Annotated in this window: 21 protein-coding genes, 2 tRNA genes and 1 other annotated feature; of the genes, 10 read left to right on the plus strand and 13 right to left on the minus strand. The window is 56.6% G+C overall.

The window, feature by feature from the left end; all coding sequences use genetic code 11:
* Positions 1-37: 37 nt before the first annotated feature.
* From hisIE to hisL, 9 genes are all read right to left on the minus strand, one after another.
* On the minus strand, positions 38-649 hold the full coding sequence (gene hisIE / locus M2422_RS00450) for a bifunctional phosphoribosyl-AMP cyclohydrolase/phosphoribosyl-ATP diphosphatase HisIE (RefSeq protein WP_039263829.1): 612 nt from the start codon (positions 647-649) through the stop codon (positions 38-40).
* Positions 643-1,419: an imidazole glycerol phosphate synthase subunit HisF gene (hisF, locus tag M2422_RS00455; protein ID WP_023330862.1), complete on the minus strand. Its 777-nt coding sequence runs from the start codon at positions 1,417-1,419 to the stop codon at positions 643-645. The genes hisIE and hisF overlap by 7 nt, the downstream gene beginning before the upstream one ends.
* The gene (gene hisA, locus M2422_RS00460) at positions 1,401-2,138 is read right to left on the minus strand and encodes a 1-(5-phosphoribosyl)-5-[(5-phosphoribosylamino)methylideneamino]imidazole-4-carboxamide isomerase (RefSeq protein WP_064672782.1); all 738 of its coding nucleotides are present in this window, start codon (positions 2,136-2,138) and stop codon (positions 1,401-1,403) included. The genes hisF and hisA overlap by 19 nt, the downstream gene beginning before the upstream one ends.
* Positions 2,138-2,728, minus strand: coding sequence for an imidazole glycerol phosphate synthase subunit HisH (hisH, locus tag M2422_RS00465; protein WP_032636077.1), 591 nt, complete (start codon positions 2,726-2,728; stop codon positions 2,138-2,140). The genes hisA and hisH overlap by 1 nt, the downstream gene beginning before the upstream one ends.
* Positions 2,728-3,795 (minus strand): bifunctional histidinol-phosphatase/imidazoleglycerol-phosphate dehydratase HisB, encoded by a 1,068-nt coding sequence (gene hisB, locus M2422_RS00470; protein ID WP_064672781.1) that lies wholly within the window; start codon positions 3,793-3,795, stop codon positions 2,728-2,730. Before hisB ends, hisH begins: the two co-directional genes overlap by 1 nt.
* Positions 3,792-4,853, minus strand: a complete 1,062-nt coding sequence (gene hisC / locus M2422_RS00475; RefSeq protein WP_045356756.1) for a histidinol-phosphate transaminase — start codon at positions 4,851-4,853, stop codon at positions 3,792-3,794. The genes hisB and hisC overlap by 4 nt, the downstream gene beginning before the upstream one ends.
* Positions 4,850-6,154 (minus strand): histidinol dehydrogenase, encoded by a 1,305-nt coding sequence (gene hisD, locus M2422_RS00480; protein ID WP_064672957.1) that lies wholly within the window; start codon positions 6,152-6,154, stop codon positions 4,850-4,852. The genes hisC and hisD overlap by 4 nt, the downstream gene beginning before the upstream one ends.
* A gap of 5 nt (positions 6,155-6,159) precedes the next feature.
* A complete protein-coding gene (gene hisG, locus M2422_RS00485) occupies positions 6,160-7,059 on the minus strand; it encodes an ATP phosphoribosyltransferase (RefSeq protein ID WP_028018500.1) in 900 nt (299 codons plus the stop codon).
* Positions 7,060-7,104: 45 nt separating this feature from the next.
* Positions 7,105-7,228, minus strand: a sequence feature (His leader region).
* Positions 7,204-7,254: a his operon leader peptide gene (gene hisL / locus M2422_RS00490; RefSeq protein WP_001364200.1), complete on the minus strand. Its 51-nt coding sequence runs from the start codon at positions 7,252-7,254 to the stop codon at positions 7,204-7,206. (Overlaps the previous feature by 25 nt.)
* Positions 7,255-7,429: 175 nt before the next feature.
* Between hisL and M2422_RS00495 the strand changes: the two genes are divergently transcribed.
* From M2422_RS00495 to plaP, 4 genes are all read left to right on the plus strand, one after another.
* The gene (locus tag M2422_RS00495) at positions 7,430-8,254 is read left to right on the plus strand and encodes an SDR family oxidoreductase (RefSeq protein WP_024908072.1); all 825 of its coding nucleotides are present in this window, start codon (positions 7,430-7,432) and stop codon (positions 8,252-8,254) included.
* 41 nt (positions 8,255-8,295) lie between these two features.
* Positions 8,296-9,225 (plus strand): LysR substrate-binding domain-containing protein, encoded by a 930-nt coding sequence (locus M2422_RS00500; protein ID WP_259139452.1) that lies wholly within the window; start codon positions 8,296-8,298, stop codon positions 9,223-9,225.
* Between the two features lie 219 nt (positions 9,226-9,444).
* Entirely contained in the window at positions 9,445-9,507 is a 63-nt protein-coding gene (gene yoeI / locus M2422_RS00505; RefSeq protein ID WP_099458931.1) for a membrane protein YoeI, read from the plus strand.
* Positions 9,497-10,855, plus strand: coding sequence for a putrescine/proton symporter PlaP (gene plaP / locus M2422_RS00510; protein ID WP_023312362.1), 1,359 nt, complete (start codon positions 9,497-9,499; stop codon positions 10,853-10,855). The genes yoeI and plaP overlap by 11 nt, the downstream gene beginning before the upstream one ends.
* Positions 10,856-10,972: 117 nt before the next feature.
* Here plaP and sbcB read toward each other — a convergent pair whose 3' ends face one another.
* Positions 10,973-12,409: an exodeoxyribonuclease I gene (gene sbcB / locus M2422_RS00515; protein ID WP_375379103.1), complete on the minus strand. Its 1,437-nt coding sequence runs from the start codon at positions 12,407-12,409 to the stop codon at positions 10,973-10,975.
* Between the two features lie 198 nt (positions 12,410-12,607).
* Here sbcB and dacD point away from each other — a divergent pair, with 198 nt between their 5' ends.
* The 4 genes from dacD (at position 12,608) to M2422_RS00535 (ending at position 16,012) form a co-directional block, all read left to right on the plus strand.
* Positions 12,608-13,774, plus strand: a complete 1,167-nt coding sequence (gene dacD, locus M2422_RS00520; protein WP_064672779.1) for a serine-type D-Ala-D-Ala carboxypeptidase DacD — start codon at positions 12,608-12,610, stop codon at positions 13,772-13,774.
* Between the two features lie 119 nt (positions 13,775-13,893).
* Entirely contained in the window at positions 13,894-14,367 is a 474-nt protein-coding gene (sbmC, locus tag M2422_RS00525; RefSeq protein ID WP_033145946.1) for a DNA gyrase inhibitor SbmC, read from the plus strand.
* 92 nt (positions 14,368-14,459) lie between these two features.
* Entirely contained in the window at positions 14,460-15,518 is a 1,059-nt protein-coding gene (locus M2422_RS00530) for an FUSC family protein (protein ID WP_064672778.1), read from the plus strand.
* A 158-nt stretch (positions 15,519-15,676) separates the two neighbouring features.
* Complete coding sequence (locus M2422_RS00535) at positions 15,677-16,012, plus strand: DUF496 family protein (RefSeq protein WP_008499467.1); 336 nt, start codon at positions 15,677-15,679, stop codon at positions 16,010-16,012.
* Between the two features lie 47 nt (positions 16,013-16,059).
* Here the strand turns inward: M2422_RS00535 and M2422_RS00540 are convergent, their stop codons facing one another.
* Positions 16,060-16,395, minus strand: a complete 336-nt coding sequence (locus tag M2422_RS00540; protein WP_033145944.1) for a gamma-glutamylcyclotransferase family protein — start codon at positions 16,393-16,395, stop codon at positions 16,060-16,062.
* A gap of 53 nt (positions 16,396-16,448) precedes the next feature.
* Positions 16,449-16,524, minus strand: a tRNA-Asn gene (locus M2422_RS00545).
* A 161-nt stretch (positions 16,525-16,685) separates the two neighbouring features.
* On the opposite strand from M2422_RS00545, the gene emmdR reads away from it, so the two are divergent.
* Positions 16,686-18,140 (plus strand): multidrug efflux MATE transporter EmmdR, encoded by a 1,455-nt coding sequence (gene emmdR, locus M2422_RS00550; protein ID WP_123282383.1) that lies wholly within the window; start codon positions 16,686-16,688, stop codon positions 18,138-18,140.
* A 103-nt stretch (positions 18,141-18,243) separates the two neighbouring features.
* A tRNA-Asn gene (locus M2422_RS00555) sits at positions 18,244-18,319 on the plus strand.
* Positions 18,320-18,463: 144 nt separating this feature from the next.
* Here M2422_RS00555 and M2422_RS00560 read toward each other — a convergent pair.
* Positions 18,464-20,236 carry an aminopeptidase P family protein gene (locus M2422_RS00560; protein ID WP_064672776.1) on the minus strand — a complete coding sequence of 591 codons (1,773 nt, stop codon included), beginning with the start codon at positions 20,234-20,236 and terminating at the stop codon, positions 18,464-18,466.
* Position 20,237: the final 1 nt, after the last annotated feature.

Raw genomic sequence — 20,237 nt, forward strand, 5'->3', positions numbered from 1 at the left:
TGCAGATAAAAAAAACCGGGGATATTCCCCGGTTTTTTTATTTGTGACGTTTGCGAAGATTCTCTATCACCGCCGTCAAATCCAGCTCCTGATCCTGCAGCAGCACCAGCAGGTGATACATCAAATCAGACGCTTCATTCGTCAGCTCCTCGCGGTCATGCACGGTTGCGGCCAGCGCCGTCTCAACGCCTTCTTCTCCAACCTTCTGTGCGATGCGCTTTGTTCCGCTGGCGTACAGCTTCGCGGTGTAGGAACTTTCAGGATCCGCCGTTTTACGCTCTGCCAGCAGCTGTTCCAGTTGATACAGGAACAACCACTGGTGGCTCGCCTCGCCGAAGCAGCTGCTGGTGCCCTTATGGCAGGTTGGGCCGATTGGGTTTGCCAGCACCAGCAGGGTGTCGTTATCGCAGTCAGGCGTTATGCTCACTGCATTCAGGAAATGACCCGAGGTTTCGCCTTTGGTCCACAGGCGCTGTTTCGTGCGCGAGTAGAAGGTCACTTTGCCGCTGTCGATCGTTTTCGCCAGCGCGTCCTGGTTCATATACCCCAGCATCAACACTTCGCCTGAGACGGCATGCTGGACAACCACCGGCAGTAACCCGTCAGTTTTTTCCCAGTCCAGCTGCGCCTGTTGTTGCTCTGTTAACATACCCTGATCTCCACGCCCTGGTCGGCCAGGTACGTTTTTAACTCACCAATATTAATAATCTGTTTGTGGAACACGGACGCGGCCAGCGCGCCGTCCACGTTCGCATCGCGGAAGGCTTCAAGAAAGTGTTCCATGGTGCCCGCGCCGCCGGAGGCGATCAGCGGAACGTGGCAGACCGCACGGACTTTTTTCAGCTGCTCGAGGTCATACCCGTTACGCACGCCGTCCTGGTTCATCATGTTGAGGACAATTTCGCCCGCGCCACGCTTCTGCACTTCCTGCACCCAGTCGAGCGTTTCCCACTGCGTCACGCGCGTGCGGCTTTCATCTCCGGTGTACTGGTTCACGTGGTACTTGCCCGTTGCGGCGTCATACCAGGTGTCGATCCCAACCACAATACACTGCACGCCAAAACGATCGGCGAGGCGGGTGATCAGCTCCGGGTCGGCCAGGGCAGGGGAGTTAATCGAAATCTTGTCGGCGCCAAACGAGAGAATTTTGGCCGCGTCGTCTGCGGACTTAATCCCGCCCGCCACGCAGAACGGAATGTCGATCACTTCCGCCACGCGTGCCACCCAGCTTTTGTCGACCACGCGGCCATCGCTGGACGCGGTAATATCGTAGAACACCAGCTCGTCTGCGCCTTCATCAGCATAGCGTTTTGCCAGCGGAACGATGTCGCCAATGATCTCGTGGTTGCGGAACTGCACGCCTTTCACGACCTGGCCGTCACGTACGTCCAGGCAAGGGATTATCCGTTTTGCCAGCATTGAATCGCCTCCGTCACAGTAAATTTACCTTCCAGCAGGGCCCGACCCACAATCACACCCTTCACACCGGTACCGCGCAGCGCGGCCACGTCGCCTATATCACCAATTCCGCCCGAAGACTGGAACGCTACCTGCGGATACCGTGCGCAGACCTCTTCATACAGCGAGACGTTAGAGCCCGCCAGCGTTCCGTCCCGGGAGATGTCCGTACACAACACGTGCTTCAGGCCAACGGGGAGATAGATATCGACCAATTCTTCCAGCGTCACGCCGGAGTTTTCCTGCCAGCCGCTCACGGCAACCTGCTTATTACCCTGTTCGTCAATACGCACGTCCAGCGCCAGCACCAGGGCATCGGCACCAAAGCGGCGGAACCAGCCTTTCACTGTCTCAGGATCTTTCACGGCGGTTGAACCCACCACCACGCGGGCCACGCCAGCGTCCAGCAGCGCCGCGACGTCATCTTCCGTACGCACGCCGCCGCCGACCTGGACGGGCACATCAACGCCCGCAACAAGTTGTTTTAGCAGTGGGATCTGGCGCTTCGCCGGATCTTTCGCGCCCGTCAAATCCACCAGGTGCAGTACCTGCGCACCCTGAGCGGCATAACCCTGCAGACGCGGCAGCGGGTCGTTTCCGTAGTCGCGCTGCTGGCCGTAATCGCCCTGATGCAGACGGACAACCGTACCGTCAATTAAATCTAACGCGGGAATAATCATCACATCTCCAGGAAGTTTTTCAGCAGCTGCGCGCCCGCGGCGCCAGAGCGCTCCGGGTGAAACTGTACGCCGAAGAAATTGTCTTTCTGTACGGCCGCCGTAAACGCCTCGCCGTAGGTGCACTGGGCGATCGTATTCACGTTCACCGGCATGGCGTAGCTGTGCACGAAGTAAAAATACGCGCCGTCTTCGATGCCGCGAAATAGCCTGTCGCCCGCTTTGGCGTAGACGCGGTTCCAGCCCATATGCGGCAGAGGCAGGCCGCGATCGGTCATTTTCGGCACGTCTTCATCAATAATGCCCAGCAGGTCAACGCCGTTGCTCTCTTCGCTGCGGCGGCCCAGGATCTGCATGCCCAGACAAATGCCCAGTACCGGTTGGGTACAGGCTTTGATCAGGTCGACCAGCTCGCGTTCGCGAATCTGATCCATCGCCGCCTGCGCGGTGCCCACGCCCGGTAAAAAGAGTTTGTCGGCGCGCAGCACCACGTCCGGGTCACGGCTTACCACCGGCTCATAGCCGTGGCGCGCAATCGCCGATTTGACGGAGTTCAGGTTGGCGCATCCGGTATCCAGAATGACCACGTTCATTACAGCACTCCTTTCGATGAAGGCAGGGCGTCACCTTCCACGCGAATTGCCTGGCGCAGGGTACGGCCAAAGGCTTTAAAGAGACTCTCCACGCGGTGGTGGTCGTTCTTGCCCTTGGTCTTCAGGTGCAGCGTCAGGCCCATGGTGTAGGACAAGGAGCGGAAGAAGTGCTCCACCATTTCGGTGCTCAGATCGCCCACGCGCTGGTAGGTGAAATCAGCTTTGTATTCCAGGTGCGGACGGCCGGAGATGTCCATCGCGCAGCGCGCCAGACACTCGTCCATCGGCAGGACAAAGCCGAAACGGTTAATGCCGCGCTTGTCGCCGAGCGCCAGCTTCAGGGCTTCACCCAGCGCCAGGCCGGTATCTTCCACGGTGTGGTGATCGTCTATGTAGAGATCGCCTTTTACCGTAATTTCCATGCGGAAACCGCCGTGGGTGGCAATCTGGTCCAGCATGTGATCGAAGAAACCGACGCCGGTGTGGATCTTGCTGCCGCCTTCACGGTCCAGCCAGACCTTCACATCAATCTGCGTCTCTTTGGTGTTGCGCTCTACGTGGGAATAGCGGTCGCGCTTTGTCAGCTGCTCGCCAATCTTCGCCCAGTTAAGGTTGTTGCGATCGTAGCGCAGCCCCGCGATGCCCATGTTTTCCGCCAGCGTGATATCGGTGATGCGATCGCCGATGACATAGCTGTTGGTTTTATCCAGCGCATCTTCAGCCAGGTAGTGCTCTACCAGCTTCACCTTTGGCTTACGGCAGTCACACTCGTCGGCCGGCATGTGCGGGCAAATCAGCACTTCATCAAATACCACGCCCTGAGAGGTCAGCACCTGCATCATCAGATTATGCGGGCCGTCAAAGTCCGCCTGCGGGAAGCTGTCGGTACCCAGACCATCCTGGTTGGTGATCATCACCAGCTTAAAGCCTGCTTTTTGCAGCTTAAGCAGCACCGGGATCACGTCCGGTTCAAAAGCCAGCTTGTCGAATCGGTCGACCTGAAAATCGGCTGGTGGCTCCGAAATAAGGGTGCCGTCACGATCGATGAAAAGGATCTTCTGGGTCATACTTTCTCCGCTTTCAGGGCGTCAATCACGCGCTGGCTCTCTGCATGGGTGCCTACGGTAATGCGCAGGCAGCCGCTCAGAGAAGGTTGTTTATTCTGGTCTCGTAAGATAATGCCCTGATCCCATAAAGATTTAAATACGGCACTCGATGCGGTGAAGCGCACCAGGATGTAGTTAGTTTCCGAGTCGAATACCTGCTCCACGCAAGGGATATCCTTCAGGGCGGTCACCAGATACTGACGTTCCTCCAGAATTTGCGCCACGCGCTCGCGCATCGCGTTGATCCCCTGAGGCGTTAGCGCCTGTGCCGCAATATCGGCAACCGGCGTTGAGAGCGGGTACGGGGCGATCACTTTCAGCAGCAGGTCGATGACCTCTTTATTCGCCAGCGTAAAGCCGCAGCGCAGACCCGCAAGGGCAAAGGCTTTCGACAGCGTGCGCAGCACCACCAGGTGCGGATACTCTTCCAGCCAGCCTGCCAGCGTCGCCTGTGGGCAGAACTCGATGTAGGCTTCGTCGGCAACCACCAGCGCTTTACCGCGCGTCATCTCCAGCAGGGTGCGGATATCCTGCGGGTTGATAATCTGTCCGGTCGGATTGTTCGGGCTACAGACGAACACCACTTTTACCCCATCGAGATTGTCGGCGATCCCCTGAAGATCCAGCTGCCAGTTCTCCAGCGCCTGCACGTTGCGACACGCTACGCCGAAGGTTTCCGCGCTGACGCTGTACATGCCGTAGGTAGGCTGGCAGTACATCACCGCATCTTTGCCCGGCTCGCAGAAGGCGCGGATCAGCAGTTCAATGCCCTCATCCGCGCCGCGGCTGACCAGCACCTGCTCCGGCTTCACGCCCGCGTACTGCGCGTAGTTTTCAATCACCGCTTTCGGCTGACATTCCGGATAGCGGTTCAGCGTTTGCTGCGACAGTTCGAACTGCACCGCCGTCGGGAATTCGTTGGCGTTCAGCCAGACATCCCCTTTACCGCCCAGACGACGCGCCGACTGGTAAGGCGTCAGGCGACGGACATTTTCGCGGGCTAACTCTTCAATGTTCATGCTTGCTCCTTCAGGGCTGCAACGCGCAGCGTAACGGCATTTTTGTGGGCGGTCAGCCGCTCGGCGGCAGCCAGGGTTTCAATAGTAGACGCCAGTGACGCAAACCCTTCGCGGGAGAGCTCCTGCACGGTCATGCGTTTCTGGAAATCCGCCAGGCCCAGGCTCGAACAGGTTGAGGTGTAGCCATACGTGGGCAGCACGTGGTTGGTGCCGGAGGCGTAATCGCCCGCGGACTCCGGTGACCAGTCGCCGAGGAACACCGAGCCCGCGCTGGTAATGCTGTCAACCAGATCGCGCGCGTTGCGGGTCTGAATGATCAGGTGCTCCGGGCCGTACTGGTTGGAGATGGTAATACACTGGTCCAGGTCGCGCGCCACAATGAGGCGGCTGGCCGCTAGCGCCTGACGTGCCGTGTCGGCGCGGGGCAGGTCGGCAAGCTGGCGCTCAACGGCTTCGCCCACGCGTTTCGCCATATCGGCGTCCGGCGTTAGCAGGATGACCTGCGAGTCCGGGCCGTGTTCCGCCTGAGAAAGCAGGTCGGAGGCCACGAAGTCCGGCGTTGCGCCGCTGTCGGCAATCACCAGCACTTCAGACGGGCCGGCAGGCATATCGATGGCCGCGCCGTCCAGACGCTGGCTGACCTGTCGCTTGGCTTCGGTCACGTACGCATTGCCCGGGCCAAAAATTTTGTCGACCTTCGGAATGGATTCCGTGCCGAACGCCAGTGCCGAAATCGCCTGCGCGCCGCCCACTTTATAGACCGCCTGCACGCCGCAGAGCTTCGCCGCATAGAGGATCTCGTCGGCAATCGGTGGCGGTGAGCACAGCACCACTTTCTGACACCCGGCAATTCGCGCGGGTGTCGCCAGCATCAGTACGGTGGAGAAAAGCGGGGCAGAGCCGCCAGGGATATAGAGGCCAACGGACGCAACCGGGCGCGTGACCTGCTGGCAACGCACGCCGGGCAGGGTTTCGACATCCACGGTCTGCAGCTTTTGCGCGGTGTGGAAGGTATCAATGTTTTTCACCGCGATGGCCATCGCCTGCTTGATATCGTCACCCAGACGATTGCTGGCATCAATGATTTCCTGCTCGGTAACCTGTAATGCACCGACTTCCGTCTTGTCAAACTTCGCGCTGTATTCACGCAGCGCGTCATCGCCACGGGCTTTGACGTTATCCAGGATCTCCGCCACGGTGCGTGAGATGCTCTCAGAGGCGGAAATCGCCGGGCGCATCAGTAGCTCGCGCTGCTGTGCGTCGCTACAGGTATTCCAGTCGATGATTGTGTTAAAGCTCATGGCCATTACTCCATCATCTTCTCAATAGGCAGCACCAGGATGGAGCTTGCGCCCAGCGCCTTCAGTTTTTCCATGGTTTCCCAGAACAGGGTTTCGCTGCTCACCATGTGCATCGCCACGCGCTGCTGATCGCCCGCCAGAGGCAGGATGGTTGGACGCTCAGCGCCCGGCAGCAGGGCAATCACTTCATCCAGACGCTCGGTTGGGGCGTGCATCATGATGTATTTGGACTCACGAGCCTGAATCACGCCCTGAATGCGGGTCAGCAGCTTGTCGATCAGCTGCTGCTTGGCGTCGGCCATGTCGCCGTCGCGCTGAATCAGGCACGCTTTAGAGCGGTAGATCACTTCTACTTCGCGCAGACCGTTGGCTTCCAGCGTCGCGCCGGTAGAGACGAGGTCACAGATGGCGTCCGCCAGACCCGCACGCGGCGCCACTTCAACGGAGCCGTTCAGCAGACAGGATTTAAACTGCACGCCTTTCTGGTCGAGATAACGCTTTAACAGGTGAGGGTAAGAGGTGGCGATACGTTTGCCGTTCAGCGCGGCCGGGCCGTCCCACGCTTCGTCAACCGGCGTAGCCAGGGACAGGCGGCAGCCGCCGAAGTCCAGACGACGGAGGGTGAAGTAACGCGGATCTTCACCCTGCGCGCGGCGGGTCAGCAGCTCTTCTTCCAGCACGTTTTCCCCGATAATGCCGAGGTCAACGACGCCATCCATGACCAGGCCGGGAATATCGTCATCACGCACGCGCAGAATGTCGATGGGCATGTTTTCAGCCAGAGCAATCAGGCGCTGGGTGTGCAGGTTAATTTTAATCCCGCAGCGGGCCAGCAGTTCGCGTGAGTCATCGCTCAAACGGCCTGATTTTTGAATAGCTATGCGTAAGCGTGAGTTATCTAACATTCTTTATTCCTCGTTAACCTGTTTTAACCTGCCTGAATTTGGTCCAAAAAAAAGCCCCCGGAAGAAGATCTTCCGGGGGCTTTTTCATGCGTTCATGCACCACTGGAAGATCCAAACGTCTTCCAGCACACATCGCCTGAAAGACTAGTCAGGATGATGGTGATGATGGTGGTGTTTAAATTGAACGCGTGTCATATAAATTCTCGATGAATGCTTATTCATTTGATGTCTTTTAACCTAAACCAGTTGTACGACATATTGCAAGGGCTTTTTTTGATCATTAATTCATTTCATATTGATGCTATGAATTGTGTGTTCTGCCGGGCTGGCGTAGCCTTATAAAAGACGAGTGAGAGTCAGGAGAATTCGCATGAAAAAGGTCGCGATTGTCGGTTTAGGGTGGCTGGGAATGCCGCTGGCGATGTCATTAGCCGCGAAAGGCTGGCAGGTGACCGGGAGCAAAACCACGGCGGATGGGGTAGAGGCAGCGCGCATGTGCGGTATTGATGGCGTTGAGCTGCGCCTTGAACCGGAGCTGGTGTGTGATGCTGACGATCTGGACACGCTGATGAACGTCGATGCGCTGGTGATCACGCTCCCCGCGCGGCGCAGTGGCCCGGGCGAGTCGTTTTATCTGCAGGCGATGCAGGAGATCGTCGACAGCGCGCTGGCGCACCATGTTCCGCGCATCATTTTTACCAGCTCGACGTCGGTGTATGGCGAAGTTGAGGGCGTGGTGAAAGAGAGTTCCGAGCGCCGTCCCGTGACGGCGAGCGGTCAGGTTCTGAAAGAGCTGGAAGACTGGCTGCATAATCTTCCCGGCACGCAGGTCGATATCGTACGTCTGGCGGGGCTGGTGGGCCCTGGCCGCCATCCGGGACGCTTTTTTGCCGGTAAGTCTGCGCCAGACGGCCAGCATGTCGTCAATCTTGTGCATCTTGACGATGTTGTTGCTGCGATTGAGCTACTCTTACAGGCTCCGAAAGGTGGACACATCTATAATATATGTGCACCTTCTCATCCGGCACGCAGCACGTTTTACCCGCTGATGGCACGTCAGCTGGGTCTGGCTCCGCCGGTTTTTGGTGAGGCAAAGGATGACAGCAAAGGCAAAATTGTTGATGGCAATCGCATTTGTCATGAGCTGGGGTTTGAGTATCAGTATCCCGATCCGCTGGTGATGCCCATGGAATAAGACCCGCAGCGGAGACGATCGCGCACCAGAAGGGGGCGAGCATGAAACCGCTGCTGGATGTTCTTATTATTCTGGATGCTCTGGAAAAAGAGGGGAGCTTTGCCGCTGCGTCAGCAAAGCTCTACAAAACCCCATCTGCGTTGAGCTATACCGTTCAAAAACTGGAAAGCGATCTCAATATCCAGATCCTCGATCGCTCCGGGCACCGCGCACGTTTTACCCGAACAGGACAGATGCTGCTGGAAAAAGGTCGTGAAGTCCTCCATACCGTTCGTGAACTCGAAAAACAGGCCGTAAAACTTCATCAGGGTTGGGAAAACGAGCTGGTTATTGGCGTGGATGATACCTTTCCGTTTTCTCTCCTGACGCCGCTGATTGAAGCCTTCTATCAACACCACAGCGTGACCCGGCTTATCTTTATCAACGGCGTGCTGGGTGGCTCCTGGGATGCCTTAACGCAGGGCAGGGCGGATATCTTTGTCGGTGCACTCCATGAGCCTCCCCAGCTGAGTGATTTTGGTTTTGTCCGGCTGGGCGTGCTGGAGCAGGTATTTGCCGTGGCGCCCCATCACCCGCTGGCTCAGGAACCCGAGCCGCTTAACCGTCGCGTGATTAAAGGCTATCGCGCCATCGTGGTCGGGGACAGCTCTCGTCCGGAATGCTCGGTCTCCTCGCAGCTGCTTGATGAGCAGGAGGCCATTACCGTTTTCGACTTTAAAACCAAGCTGGAACTGCAAATAAGCGGCCTGGGCTGCGGCTATTTACCGCGCTATCTGGCGCAGCGGTTTATTGACAGCGGCGCGCTTGTTGAAAAACAGGTACTTGCTCAAAGCAGTAATGAATCGGTGTGGGTAGGCTGGAATGAACAAACTGCCGGGCTTGCAAGCGCCTGGTGGCGAGACGAGATTTTAGCAAATAGTGCTATCGCCGCCGTTTACTCTCAGCCCAGCGTCCAGAAATCAGCCAGTTAGTAAAAAGAAAATTGTCCCATGCTTTGCAAAGTATTGCCTTTTGTATCCGATGTGGGGCAAAATGCCGCCGCTGCAACCAAATGAATAATCGACGATATAAAAGGCGTCGGTTATTTTTTTTTGCATGTACGAAACGAAACTAAAAACCAAGAGGCCGGGCTTCGTACCGGATAGATATTTACTAAAATCCGACAGTTGTTGTCGCTGAGGAAGAAAGAAATGGGGCAATTTTTCGCTTACGTGGCGGTTATCACCGTAAAGGAGAATAACTATGTCGCATAACGCAACTCCAAACACCTCTCGCGTGGAATTACGTAAAACGCTTACGTTGATTCCGGTTGTTATGATGGGCCTTGCCTATATGCAACCGATGACGCTGTTCGATACATTCGGTATCGTATCAGGCCTCACAGACGGTCATGTGCCGACGGCTTATGGCTTCGCGCTGATTGCGATCCTCTTTACCGCGCTGAGCTACGGTAAACTGGTGCGTCGCTATCCGTCTGCTGGTTCCGCCTACACCTATGCCCAGAAATCCATCAGCCCGACTGTTGGCTTTATGGTGGGCTGGTCTTCGCTGCTCGACTACCTGTTCGCGCCGATGATCAACATTCTGCTGGCAAAAATTTATTTTGAAGCGCTGGTGCCGTCGATTCCATCCTGGATGTTCGTCGTGGCGCTGGTGGCCTTTATGACCGCCTTTAACCTGCGCAGCATTAAGTCCGTTGCCAACTTTAACTCCGTTATCGTTGTGCTTCAGGTTGTCCTGATTGCCGTTATTCTTGGCATGGTGATTTACGGTGTGTTCCACGGCGAAGGCGCCGGCACTCTGGCGAGCAGCAAGCCGTTCTGGTCTGGTGATGCCCATGTGATCCCGATGATTACCGGGGCAACCATTCTGTGCTTCTCCTTTACCGGTTTTGACGGCATCAGCAACCTGTCTGAAGAAACGAAAGACGCAGAGCGCGTGATCCCTCGCGCCATCTTCCTGACGGCGCTGATTGGCGGTCTGATCTTTATTTTCTCGACCTATTTCCTGCAGCTGTACTTCCCGGATATCTCCCGCTTCAAGGATCCGGATGCGTCTCAGCCGGAAATCATGCTCTATGTGGCGGGTAAAGCGTTCCAGGTTGGCGCGCTGATCTTCTCCACCATTACCGTACTGGCGTCCGGTATGGCCGCGCATGCAGGCGTTGCGCGTCTGATGTACGTGATGGGCCGCGATGGCGTATTCCCGAAAAGCTTCTTCGGCTACGTTCATCCAACCTGGCGTACCCCGGCGATGAACATCATCCTGGTCGGTGCCATTGCGCTTCTGGCGATTAACTTTGACCTGGTGATGGCAACGGCGCTGATTAACTTCGGTGCGCTGGTGGCGTTCACCTTTGTTAACCTGTCGGTTATCTCTCAGTTCTGGATCCGTGAAAAGCGCAACAAGACGCTGAAAGATCACTTCCAGTATCTGTTCCTGCCGATGTGCGGTGCCCTGACCGTGGGCGCGCTGTGGGTTAACCTGGAAGAGAGCTCTATGGTGCTTGGCCTGATTTGGGCGGGTATCGGCCTGATTTACCTGGCCTGCGTCACGAAGAGCTTCCGTAACCCGGTTCCTCAGTACGAAGACGTCGCGTAATGACTCGCCGGGTGGCGCTAGCGCTTGCCCGGCCTACAAAACGACACACCCGTTGGCCTGTGCCAGCGGGCAAAAAAAGCCGGAGACATCGCCTCCGGCTTTTTTTATACCCCTCGCTCAGACAATCTCTTGAGCGTACTGGAACAGGGATTTCAACAGCGCCTGTTTCTCAGCATTCCCCTCATACTGGCCATAAAGCATTTCCAGCTCCTGGGCATAGCTATTAAGGAACTCAGGGGTAAAGACATTGCGACGATGCTGCAGCCAGCGATCCTGCTCTGCCTCGTCCAGCGTGCCGGGGAAATTACGCGCGCGGTAGTTAAACATCAGCTTTTCGATGCGTTTATCGGCGAAAGTAATATCCAGCGCCGGTAAGTTACGCGGCTCGGTTTGCAGAACGATATTCATCGCCGCGCGGTCGGCATCGCTGAAGAAGCCGTTGTAGAGCTGGGCATCCACGTTTTCAGACGGCACGAACGGCTCCGCCTCGGCAAAGATGGCGACCACTTTCTCGCGCACCTGCGGGTTATCGCGCAGCACTTTCAGGTTATCTAGGCAGCGCTGACGGTTAATGCCCAGTCTGTCCGCATCTTCCGGGCGCAGCGTATTCGCCTGCGCGAGTACCGGACATTTATTGATATGCACCAGTTTGACCGGCACCGCGGGCAGATCGCCGAGTTCATTTTTCGGAGTATAAAGCCGTTCGCGCAGGCTATCGCTGTCGAGCTCCAGCAGCGGCGAAATATCGCCGGCTAAATCCACCATGATGACCGCATTACGGTTGTCCGGATGCCAGGCCAGCGGGGCGACCCAGCTGGTATTACCGCGCCAGGCACCAAACATGCCGGAAATATGCACCAGGGGTTTCATCTGCGGCACGTCGATAAGGGTCATCAGCTTCTGCTTGCTGCGGTGGCTCAGCAGATACTCAAACAGCCGGGGCTGCGCGTTTTTCACCAGCTTCGCCATGGCAATGGTGGCATAGACGTCCGCCATCGCGTCGTGGGCATTGCTGTGCTCGATGCCGTTGGCGCGCGTCAGGTGTTCCAGCCGGAAGCTGGTCAGCCCTTCCTCATTTTCCGGCCAGTTAATGCCCTCAGGACGCAGGGCATAACAGGCGCGCATGATGTCGAGCAAATCCCAGCGTGAATTGCGGTTCTGCCAGCTCCAGGCATAGGGATCGTAGAAGTTGCGATAGAAGATGTTGCGCGTTACTTCGTCATCGAAGCGGATGTTGTTGTAACCGACCACGCAGGTATTGGGGACGGTAAACAGATCGTGGATGCGTCGGGCGAATTCTGCCTCGTTAACGCCTTTCTCGCGCGCTTCCTGAGGCGTGATCCCGGTGACCATGACCGCCCCGGGCTGCGGCAGGTAGTCATCAGCCGGCTTGCAGTAAAAGACCTCAGGCTCGCCAATAATGTTGAATTCGTCGTCGGTACGGATGGCGGCAAACTGCGCCGGTCGGTCCAGCGCCGGGTGTGTGCCAAAGGTTTCGTAGTCATGGAATAAAAAAGTCGGGCGAGCGGCAGAGTCAGACACCAGTAATACCATCCTGTTAAAAAATGACGTCACTATGGTAAACGATCGTGCGGTTCAGACCGAATAAAAAGCACCGCCGTGACGCAAATTTGCGCGCCAGCTTCAGAGAAAAACCTGTGCTCTGTCACATTTTTTTGCAATTAAGCCAGGTAACGACATCAGAACTCCCGTAAAAAGGTCATCGATTTTTAATGACCTGAGGATATACCGTTGAAACGCCGTCTGTTTATTGCTGTTTCTTTACTCGCTTCGAGTGTCTCATCTGCTTTTGCGGCCGAACCACTGGATTTTTCGCCGCAGCCTCCGGCCATTCAGGCTGGCTCCTGGGTGCTGATGGACTACACGACTGGTCAGATCTTAACGGCGGGCAACGAACATCAACAACGTAATCCGGCGAGCCTGACCAAGCTGATGACGGGGTATGTGGTTGATCGGGCCATTGATAGCCATCGCATTACGCCGGACGACATTGTTACCGTCGGGCGTGACGCGTGGGCAAAAGGCAACCCGGTTTTTGACGGCTCATCGCTGATGTTCCTGAAAGAGGGCGATCGCGTCTCCGTGCGTGATTTAAGCCGCGGTCTGATTGTCGATTCCGGCAACGACGCCTGCGTGGCGCTGGCCGATCACGTGGCGGGCGGTCAGCCGCAGTTTGTGAAGATGATGAACGACTACGTGCAGAAGCTGAACCTGCGCGATACGCACTTTGAAACCGTCCACGGGCTGGACGCGCCGGGCCAGCACAGCTCGGCCTATGACCTGGCCGTACTCTCCCGGGCCATCATTCACGGCGAGCCTGAGTTTTATCATATGTACAGCGAAAAGAGCCTGACCTGGAACGGGATCACCCAGCAAAACCGTAACGGCCTGCTGTGGGATAAAACCATGAACGTGGACGGGCTTAAAACGGGGCACACCTCGGGGGCGGGCTTTAACCTGATTGCGTCCGCCGTTGACGGCCAGCGCCGTTTAATCGCGGTGGTGATGGGGGCGGACAGCCCGAAAGGCCGTGAGGACCAGGCCCGAAAACTGTTGCACTGGGGGCAGCAGAACTTCGATACGGTGCAAATCCTGCATAGCGGTAAAAAAGTGGGGACAGAGCGTATCTGGTACGGCGATAAGGAGCAGGTGAAACTGGGCACCGACCAGGACTTCTGGCTGGCCTTGCCGAAAGCGGAAGTGCCGAACATCAAAGCCAAATACGTGCTGGATAAAAAAGAGCTGGAAGCGCCGATTGCTGCGCATCAGCGGGTCGGGGAGATCCAGCTCTATGACCGTGACAAGGTGGTGGCGCACTGGCCGCTGGTGACGCTGGAAGCCGTTGATAAGGGCGGACTGTTCTCTCGCGTGAGCGATTATCTCCACCACACGCTTTAACCGCTGATGGGCAGACTGGCAGGGTTGCGAGTCTGCTCACATAATAAACACTCCTCGTTTGCCGATAATAGTAATCCAGCTTTATAGTGTATAAATATACAGTAATAAATGGAGGCAGCATGGACTACAGCATCAAGCAGCAACAGAAACGTAAGATTGCCGGTTTTCATTTGGTCGGACCGTGGGAACAAACGGTTAAACAGGGCTTTGAACAGCTGGTGATGTGGGTGGACGGGCGCCACATTGAGCCGCTGGAGTGGGTTGCGGTCTACTACGATAACCCCGATGAGGTCCCGGCAGAAAAACTGCGCTGCGATACGGCCGTTACGGTGCCGGACGATTTCGTTATCCCGGAAAACAGCGAAGGCGTCATGATGACGGAAATCGCGGCCGGGGATTATGCCGTGGCGACGGCGCGCGTGGAAAACTACGACTTCGCCACGCCGTGGTATCAGTTCTTCAACTCTCTGCTGCAGGACAATAAGTACCAGATGGCGCTTAAACCCTGCTTCGAACGCTATCTCAATGACGGCAATGCAGACGGCTACTGGGATATCGAAATGTATATCGCGGTAGAGCATAAAACGGCTTAAGCCTGCTAAATGAAGGGTTTTTCAGCCGGGGGCGATCCGACCGGCTGAAAACACAGTACAATTGTGATTTGCCGTGTAGCTGGAGAGCGGGTGTGCGTCCCGACAAATCATTAACCCCTTTTGAAATTCGGTTGTACAAACATTACCGCGTGGTGCACGGGTGTCGCATCGCGCTGGCGTTCGTATTGACGTTTGTACTGGTCCGTTTGCTTGATGTTCCGGAAGGGACGTGGCCGCTGATCACCCTGGTGGTGGTGATGGGGCCCATCTCGTTTTGGGGGAACGTTGTTCCGCGCGCCTTTGAGCGAATTGGCGGGACGGTTTTAGGCTCGGCCCTTGGGCTTATTGCCCTGAAGCTGGAGCTCATCTCATTTCCCGTGATGCTGGCATGGTGCGGGGCCGCCATGTTCCTGTGCGGCTGGCTGGCGTTGGGCAAAAGACCGTATCAGGCCTTGCTGATTGGGATTACTCTCGCGGTGGTTGTCGGTGCGCCCGCCGGGGATATGACCACCGCGCTGTGGCGAAGCGGGGATGTCATCCTGGGGTCACTGCTGGCCATGCTCTTCACCGGTATCTGGCCGCAGCGCGCTTTTCTGCACTGGCGTATTCAGATGGCGAACTACGTCACCGCCTTTAACCGCGTCTATCAGGCCGGTTTTTCTCCGAATCTGGTCGAGCGTCCCCGGCTGGAAAAGCATCTGCAAACGATCCTCAGCGACGTGGTCAAAATGCGCGGCCTGATCACGCCCGCCAGCAAAGAAACCCGTATTCAGAAATCGATTTTCGAAGCCATCCAGACGGTAAGCCGCAATCTGGTCTGCATGCTTGAACTGCAAATCAACGCCCACTGGGCCTCGCGTCCCAGCCATCTGTTGATGCTTAACGCGCAGACTCTCAAAGAGACCCAGCAGATGACGCAGCAAACGCTGTTGACCATCGCCCATGCGCTCTATGAAGGGAACCCGCAGCCGATACTGGCCAACAGCGAGCGGCTGAATGAGATCGTCGCGGAGCTGAAGCAGTTAATCAATGAACGCCAGAGCGATAACGTTGCGGAAACGCCTATTCATGGCTACGTCTGGCTGAGCATGGAACTGGCGCGGCAGCTTGAGCTGTTATCGCACCTTATTTGCCGGGCGCTGCGCAAATAAAAGGCGTATGTGACGGCTGCTGCTTCGATTCAGCAGCAATTGGGGTTATGATAGCTTTAAACGATATACTCATTGTCATTCGCAGCCGCTGTCAGTAAGGTTATTGTTACAACGGTTGCCTTAACGAATCCGAATCTCACATTATCAGGGGTGTAAAAATGGAAACTACCAAGCCTTCGTTCCAGGATGTTCTGGAATTCGTCCGCCTGTTCCGCCGCAAAAACAAGCTGCAGCGTGAAATCCAGGACGTTGAGAAGAAGATCCGTGACAACCAGAAACGTGTTCTGCTGCTCGACAACCTGAGCGACTACATCAAGCCAGGTATGAGCGTTGAAGCTATTCAGGGCATCATCGCCAGCATGAAGAGCGACTATGAAGACCGCGTTGATGACTACATCATCAAAAACGCTGAGCTGTCCAAAGAGCGTCGCGACATCTCTAAAAAGCTGAAAGTGATGGGCGAAATCAAAAACGGCGAAGCAAAAAGCGAGTAATCGCAGCGAATAGTGAAAAAGGCTCCCTGGTGACAGAGAGCCTTTTTTTATGACTCAGAACGCGGCTGTAGCTGATAAATCCAGGCCTGAACCTGCTTGCCTTCAAGGGTGGTCACCGTGACCTCAACCCGATCGTAGCCGTCTTCAAATTCGTCCAGCATTTGCCAGTGTGCGGCAAGGTTATCCGAGATAAACAGATAGCCTTCGACGCGGGGGCCGTCAGGGTGGAGCACAATTCCCGGGAAGTCCGCCGCGGCGCCCCAGCCGCGTTCGTAAAACGTGCCGGATACGGAACCGGCCAGCCATTCGCCGCCGATGTCTTCAAGAATATGCGCATTAGAGTGGCCCGGGCGCAGCGTGCCGTAGACAAACAGAGCGTTCATTTTCCCTCATCCGCAAAGCAAAAAGCCTGCTTTAAAAGCAGGCTTTTTAAATTTGGCTCCTCTGACTGGACTCGAACCAGTGACATACGGATTAACAGTCCGCCGTTCTACCGACTGAACTACAGAGGAATCGTTGTGGAGGCTTATCTTAGCGGCGAAAAAACTTTTGTCAAACCTGATCTTAGGGAAAATCGACTGATTGCTGATTCTGTCGTCAGTTTGTTGTAAATCCACACATCTTTTTCTGGAAAATACTTTGCAGGATTAGCATTTGTCCCCCATCATTTGAAATGGAGTTTCAACTTTTCTCGCTAAGGTCCATTTTGAACGTCACTGCCTCCTTACGCCAGGCGATAATGCGCACGCCATGGTATGCAAAACGTAAAAGCTATCGTGTCCTGTTCTGGCGTGAAATCACCCCCCTTGCCGTGCCTATCTTCCTGGAAAATACCTGCGTTCTGCTGATGGGGGTTTTGAGCACCTTCCTGGTGAGCTGGCTGGGTAAAGAGGCGATGGCTGGGGTTGGGCTGGCGGACAGTTTTAACATGGTGGTGATCTCGTTCTTTGCCGCCATAGACCTCGGGACGACGGTGGTGGTGGCCTTTAGCCTCGGCAAGCTTGATCCCAAACGTGCACGCGAGGCGGCCCGCCAGTCGCTGATGATCATGACCATTTTTTCGATCGTTCTGGCGGCGGTGATCCACTATTTCGGTAAAGAGATTATCGATTTTGTCGCCGGGGAGGCGACGAACGAGGTTAAAGACCTGGCGCTGACCTATCTGGAAATGACCGTCTTAAGCTATCCGGCGGCGGCCATTGCGCTGATTGGCAGCGGTGCGCTGCGCGGGGCGGGCAACACCAAAATTCCGCTGCTGATCAACGGCGGGATGAATATCCTGAATATCATTATCAGCAGCGTGCTGATCTACGGCGTGTTCTCGTGGGAGGGGCTGGGGTTCGTCGGTGCCGGACTGGGGTTAACCATTTCACGTTATATCGGTGCGGCAGCCATCATCGGGGTGCTGATGGCGGGGATTACTCCCTCGCTGCGTCTGACGCTAAAAAGCTATTTCCGCCCCTTTAATTTCGCCATTATCTGGGAAGTGATGGGCATCGGCATTCCCGCGAGCATTGAATCGGTCTTGTTCAACGGCGGGAAGCTGCTCACGCAGATGTTTGTCGCCGGGATGGGCACCGACGTTATCGCCGGTAACTTTATCGCCTTCTCTATTGCCTCGCTGATTAACCTGCCGGGTAACGCGCTGGGTTCAGCATCGACCATTATTACGGGTAAACGGCTCGGGAAAGGGCAGATAGGCCAGGCGGAGAGGCAGCTGCGGCACGTGTTCTGGCTGTCGACCATTGGGTTGACGCTGATCGCCTGGGGAACCGCGCCGTTTGCCGGGCTGATGGCCTCGTTCTATACCCACGAAGATGACGTTAAAGAGGTCGTTAAGATCCTCATCTGGCTCAACGCGGCCTTTATGCCCATCTGGGCGGCCTCATGGGTATTACCCGCCGGGCTGAAAGGGGCGCGCGATGCCCGCTTTGCGATGTGGGTATCGATGCTCGGCATGTGGGGATGTCGCGTTGTCGCGGGGTATACGCTCGGGGTGATGCTTGGATGGGGTGTGGTCGGCGTCTGGCTGGGGATGTTCCTCGACTGGGCCGTGCGGGGTGCGCTGTTCTACTGGCGGATGGTCAGCGGACGCTGGCTGTGGAAATATCCGCGAAAAAATGCCTGACAATTGCGCGAAGTGGAGAATAATTCGGCAAACGATCGGAAATGTGCATTCTGCCTTTGACATCCCGGGGGAGCATCGATAATATGCGCCCCGTTCACACGATTCCTCTGTAGTTCAGTCGGTAGAACGGCGGACTGTTAATCCGTATGTCACTGGTTCGAGTCCAGTCAGAGGAGCCAAATTTGAAAAGCCTGCTTTTAAAGCAGGCTTTTTGCTTTTCTGCGCAAGGTAAATGCAAAACGGCAACCTTGTTGCCGTTTTTAGTGTGTGCACCCTCTCCCGTGGGAGAGGGTTGGGGTGAGGGCACCAGCCCGCACAATGCACTATCGATCCAAACCAATCGGCGCCGTCGCCTCAACCAGCCACTCACGCGCTTCGCTATTCACCAGAGGTGAGAGCGCCTCGCGTACCTGCCGGTGATACGCATCCAGCCACTGCTTTTCCTGCTCGCTCAGCAGATGCAGCTCAACCTGACTTAAGTCGATCGGGATCAGCGTCAGCGAGGCAAATTTGCAGAAACCCGGACGGCTCTCCACAATCTCCACCTGGTTTTCAATACGAATACCGTGGCTATCGCCCAGATAGTAGCCTGGCTCGATAGTCATGATATTGCCCGCCACCAGCGGCCACGGGTTAACCTTTTTGGCGATGCGATGCGGGTTCTCGTGGATCAGCAGCTGGTGCCCCACGCCGTGTCCCGTGCCGTGATCGTAATCCAGCCCCATCTCCCACAGCGGGCGACGCGCAAACGCATCCAACTGATGCCCCTGAGTCCCAGAAGGGAACTGCAGGGTAATGAGCGACAGGAAGCCTCTCAGCACGGCAGTGTAGTGCAGGCGCTGCTGCGGATCGACGTTACCCCACGCCAGCGTGCGCGTGGCATCGGTGGTGCCGTTAGCATACTGGCCGCCGGAATCGTTCAGGTAAAAATGGTCATGACCGATGGGCTTATTGCTGGCCTCGCTCGAATGGTAGTGGCACATCGCCGCATTGCTCGAAGAGGCGGAGATGGTTGCAAAACTCTGCTCGATGAACCCGGGCTGCTGCTGACGGAACGCAAGCTGCTGCGCCTGCGCGTCCAGCTCGGTGAGCGGTTGTCCTGCCGCCTCGCGCAGCGGCACTTCGCGGCTCAGCCAGGCGAGGAAGTTGACCCACGCGGCCCCGTCCCGGTGATGGCACTCGCGATAGCCTGCCAGCTCGACCGGGTTTTTAGTCGCTTTCATCAGGGTGATGGGATCGGTCCGCCAGACAATTTCTCCCCGTGGCTCAATGGCGAAGCGCAGGGCAACCGGCGCGGAATCGGCATCAATCATCACCCGTTTGCCTACGGCAATCTGCTGGCAGCGTTCAATAAAGGTATCCTGCGGCGCAATGGTGAACGCATTGCGCACATCGTCAGGCAGGGCGCTGGGCTTATTGTCGTTAACAAACCACTCAACGTGACCGTCACGACCGAGAAGGGCAAAGGAGAGCGGTACAGGGCTGTAAGGGATATCCGCACCGCGGACGTTTAACAGCCAGGCGATGTTATCCGGCAGGGTGACGGCGAGATAATCGGCATTGTTTGTGGCCAGCACGGCGGCGACGCGCTGACGTTTGTCCGCGCTGCGTTCGCCGCTGTGTTCAACCGGCATCTCACGGATAAGCCCCGCCGGTGCGGCAGGGCGATCGGTCCATAGCGTGTCAAACGGCGAGGCCTTCAGCGGCACCAGCTCGCACGGCGTGGCAGACAGTTGCTCAAACTCCGCGTTGGTCATCAGCAGCGCGTCAAAACCGATGCGCGTTCCTGCCTCAACGTTTTCTGCCAGCCATTCTGCCAGCGGCTCGTTGTGCAGGTGGTGGATCTCAACCTCATCCGTATTGACCTGAACGCGCGCCTGAACCTGATAGCGCCCGTCGACGAACAGCAGCGCTTTGTTTTTCAGCACCAGCGCCACGCCGGCCGAACCGTCAAAGCCCGTCAGCCAGGCCAGCTTTTCGTCGTAAGGCGCGCAGTATTCGCTCTGCCAGGCATCCGCGCGCGGGACGATCATCCCGTCGAGATGGCTGGCCTCAAGCCAGTGGCGCAGGGCAGAGAGCGGTGATGTGCTGGACATT

This window comes from Enterobacter sp. SLBN-59, assembly GCF_024807915.1.
In the GTDB taxonomy this organism is placed as follows: domain Bacteria; phylum Pseudomonadota; class Gammaproteobacteria; order Enterobacterales; family Enterobacteriaceae; genus Enterobacter; species Enterobacter asburiae_B.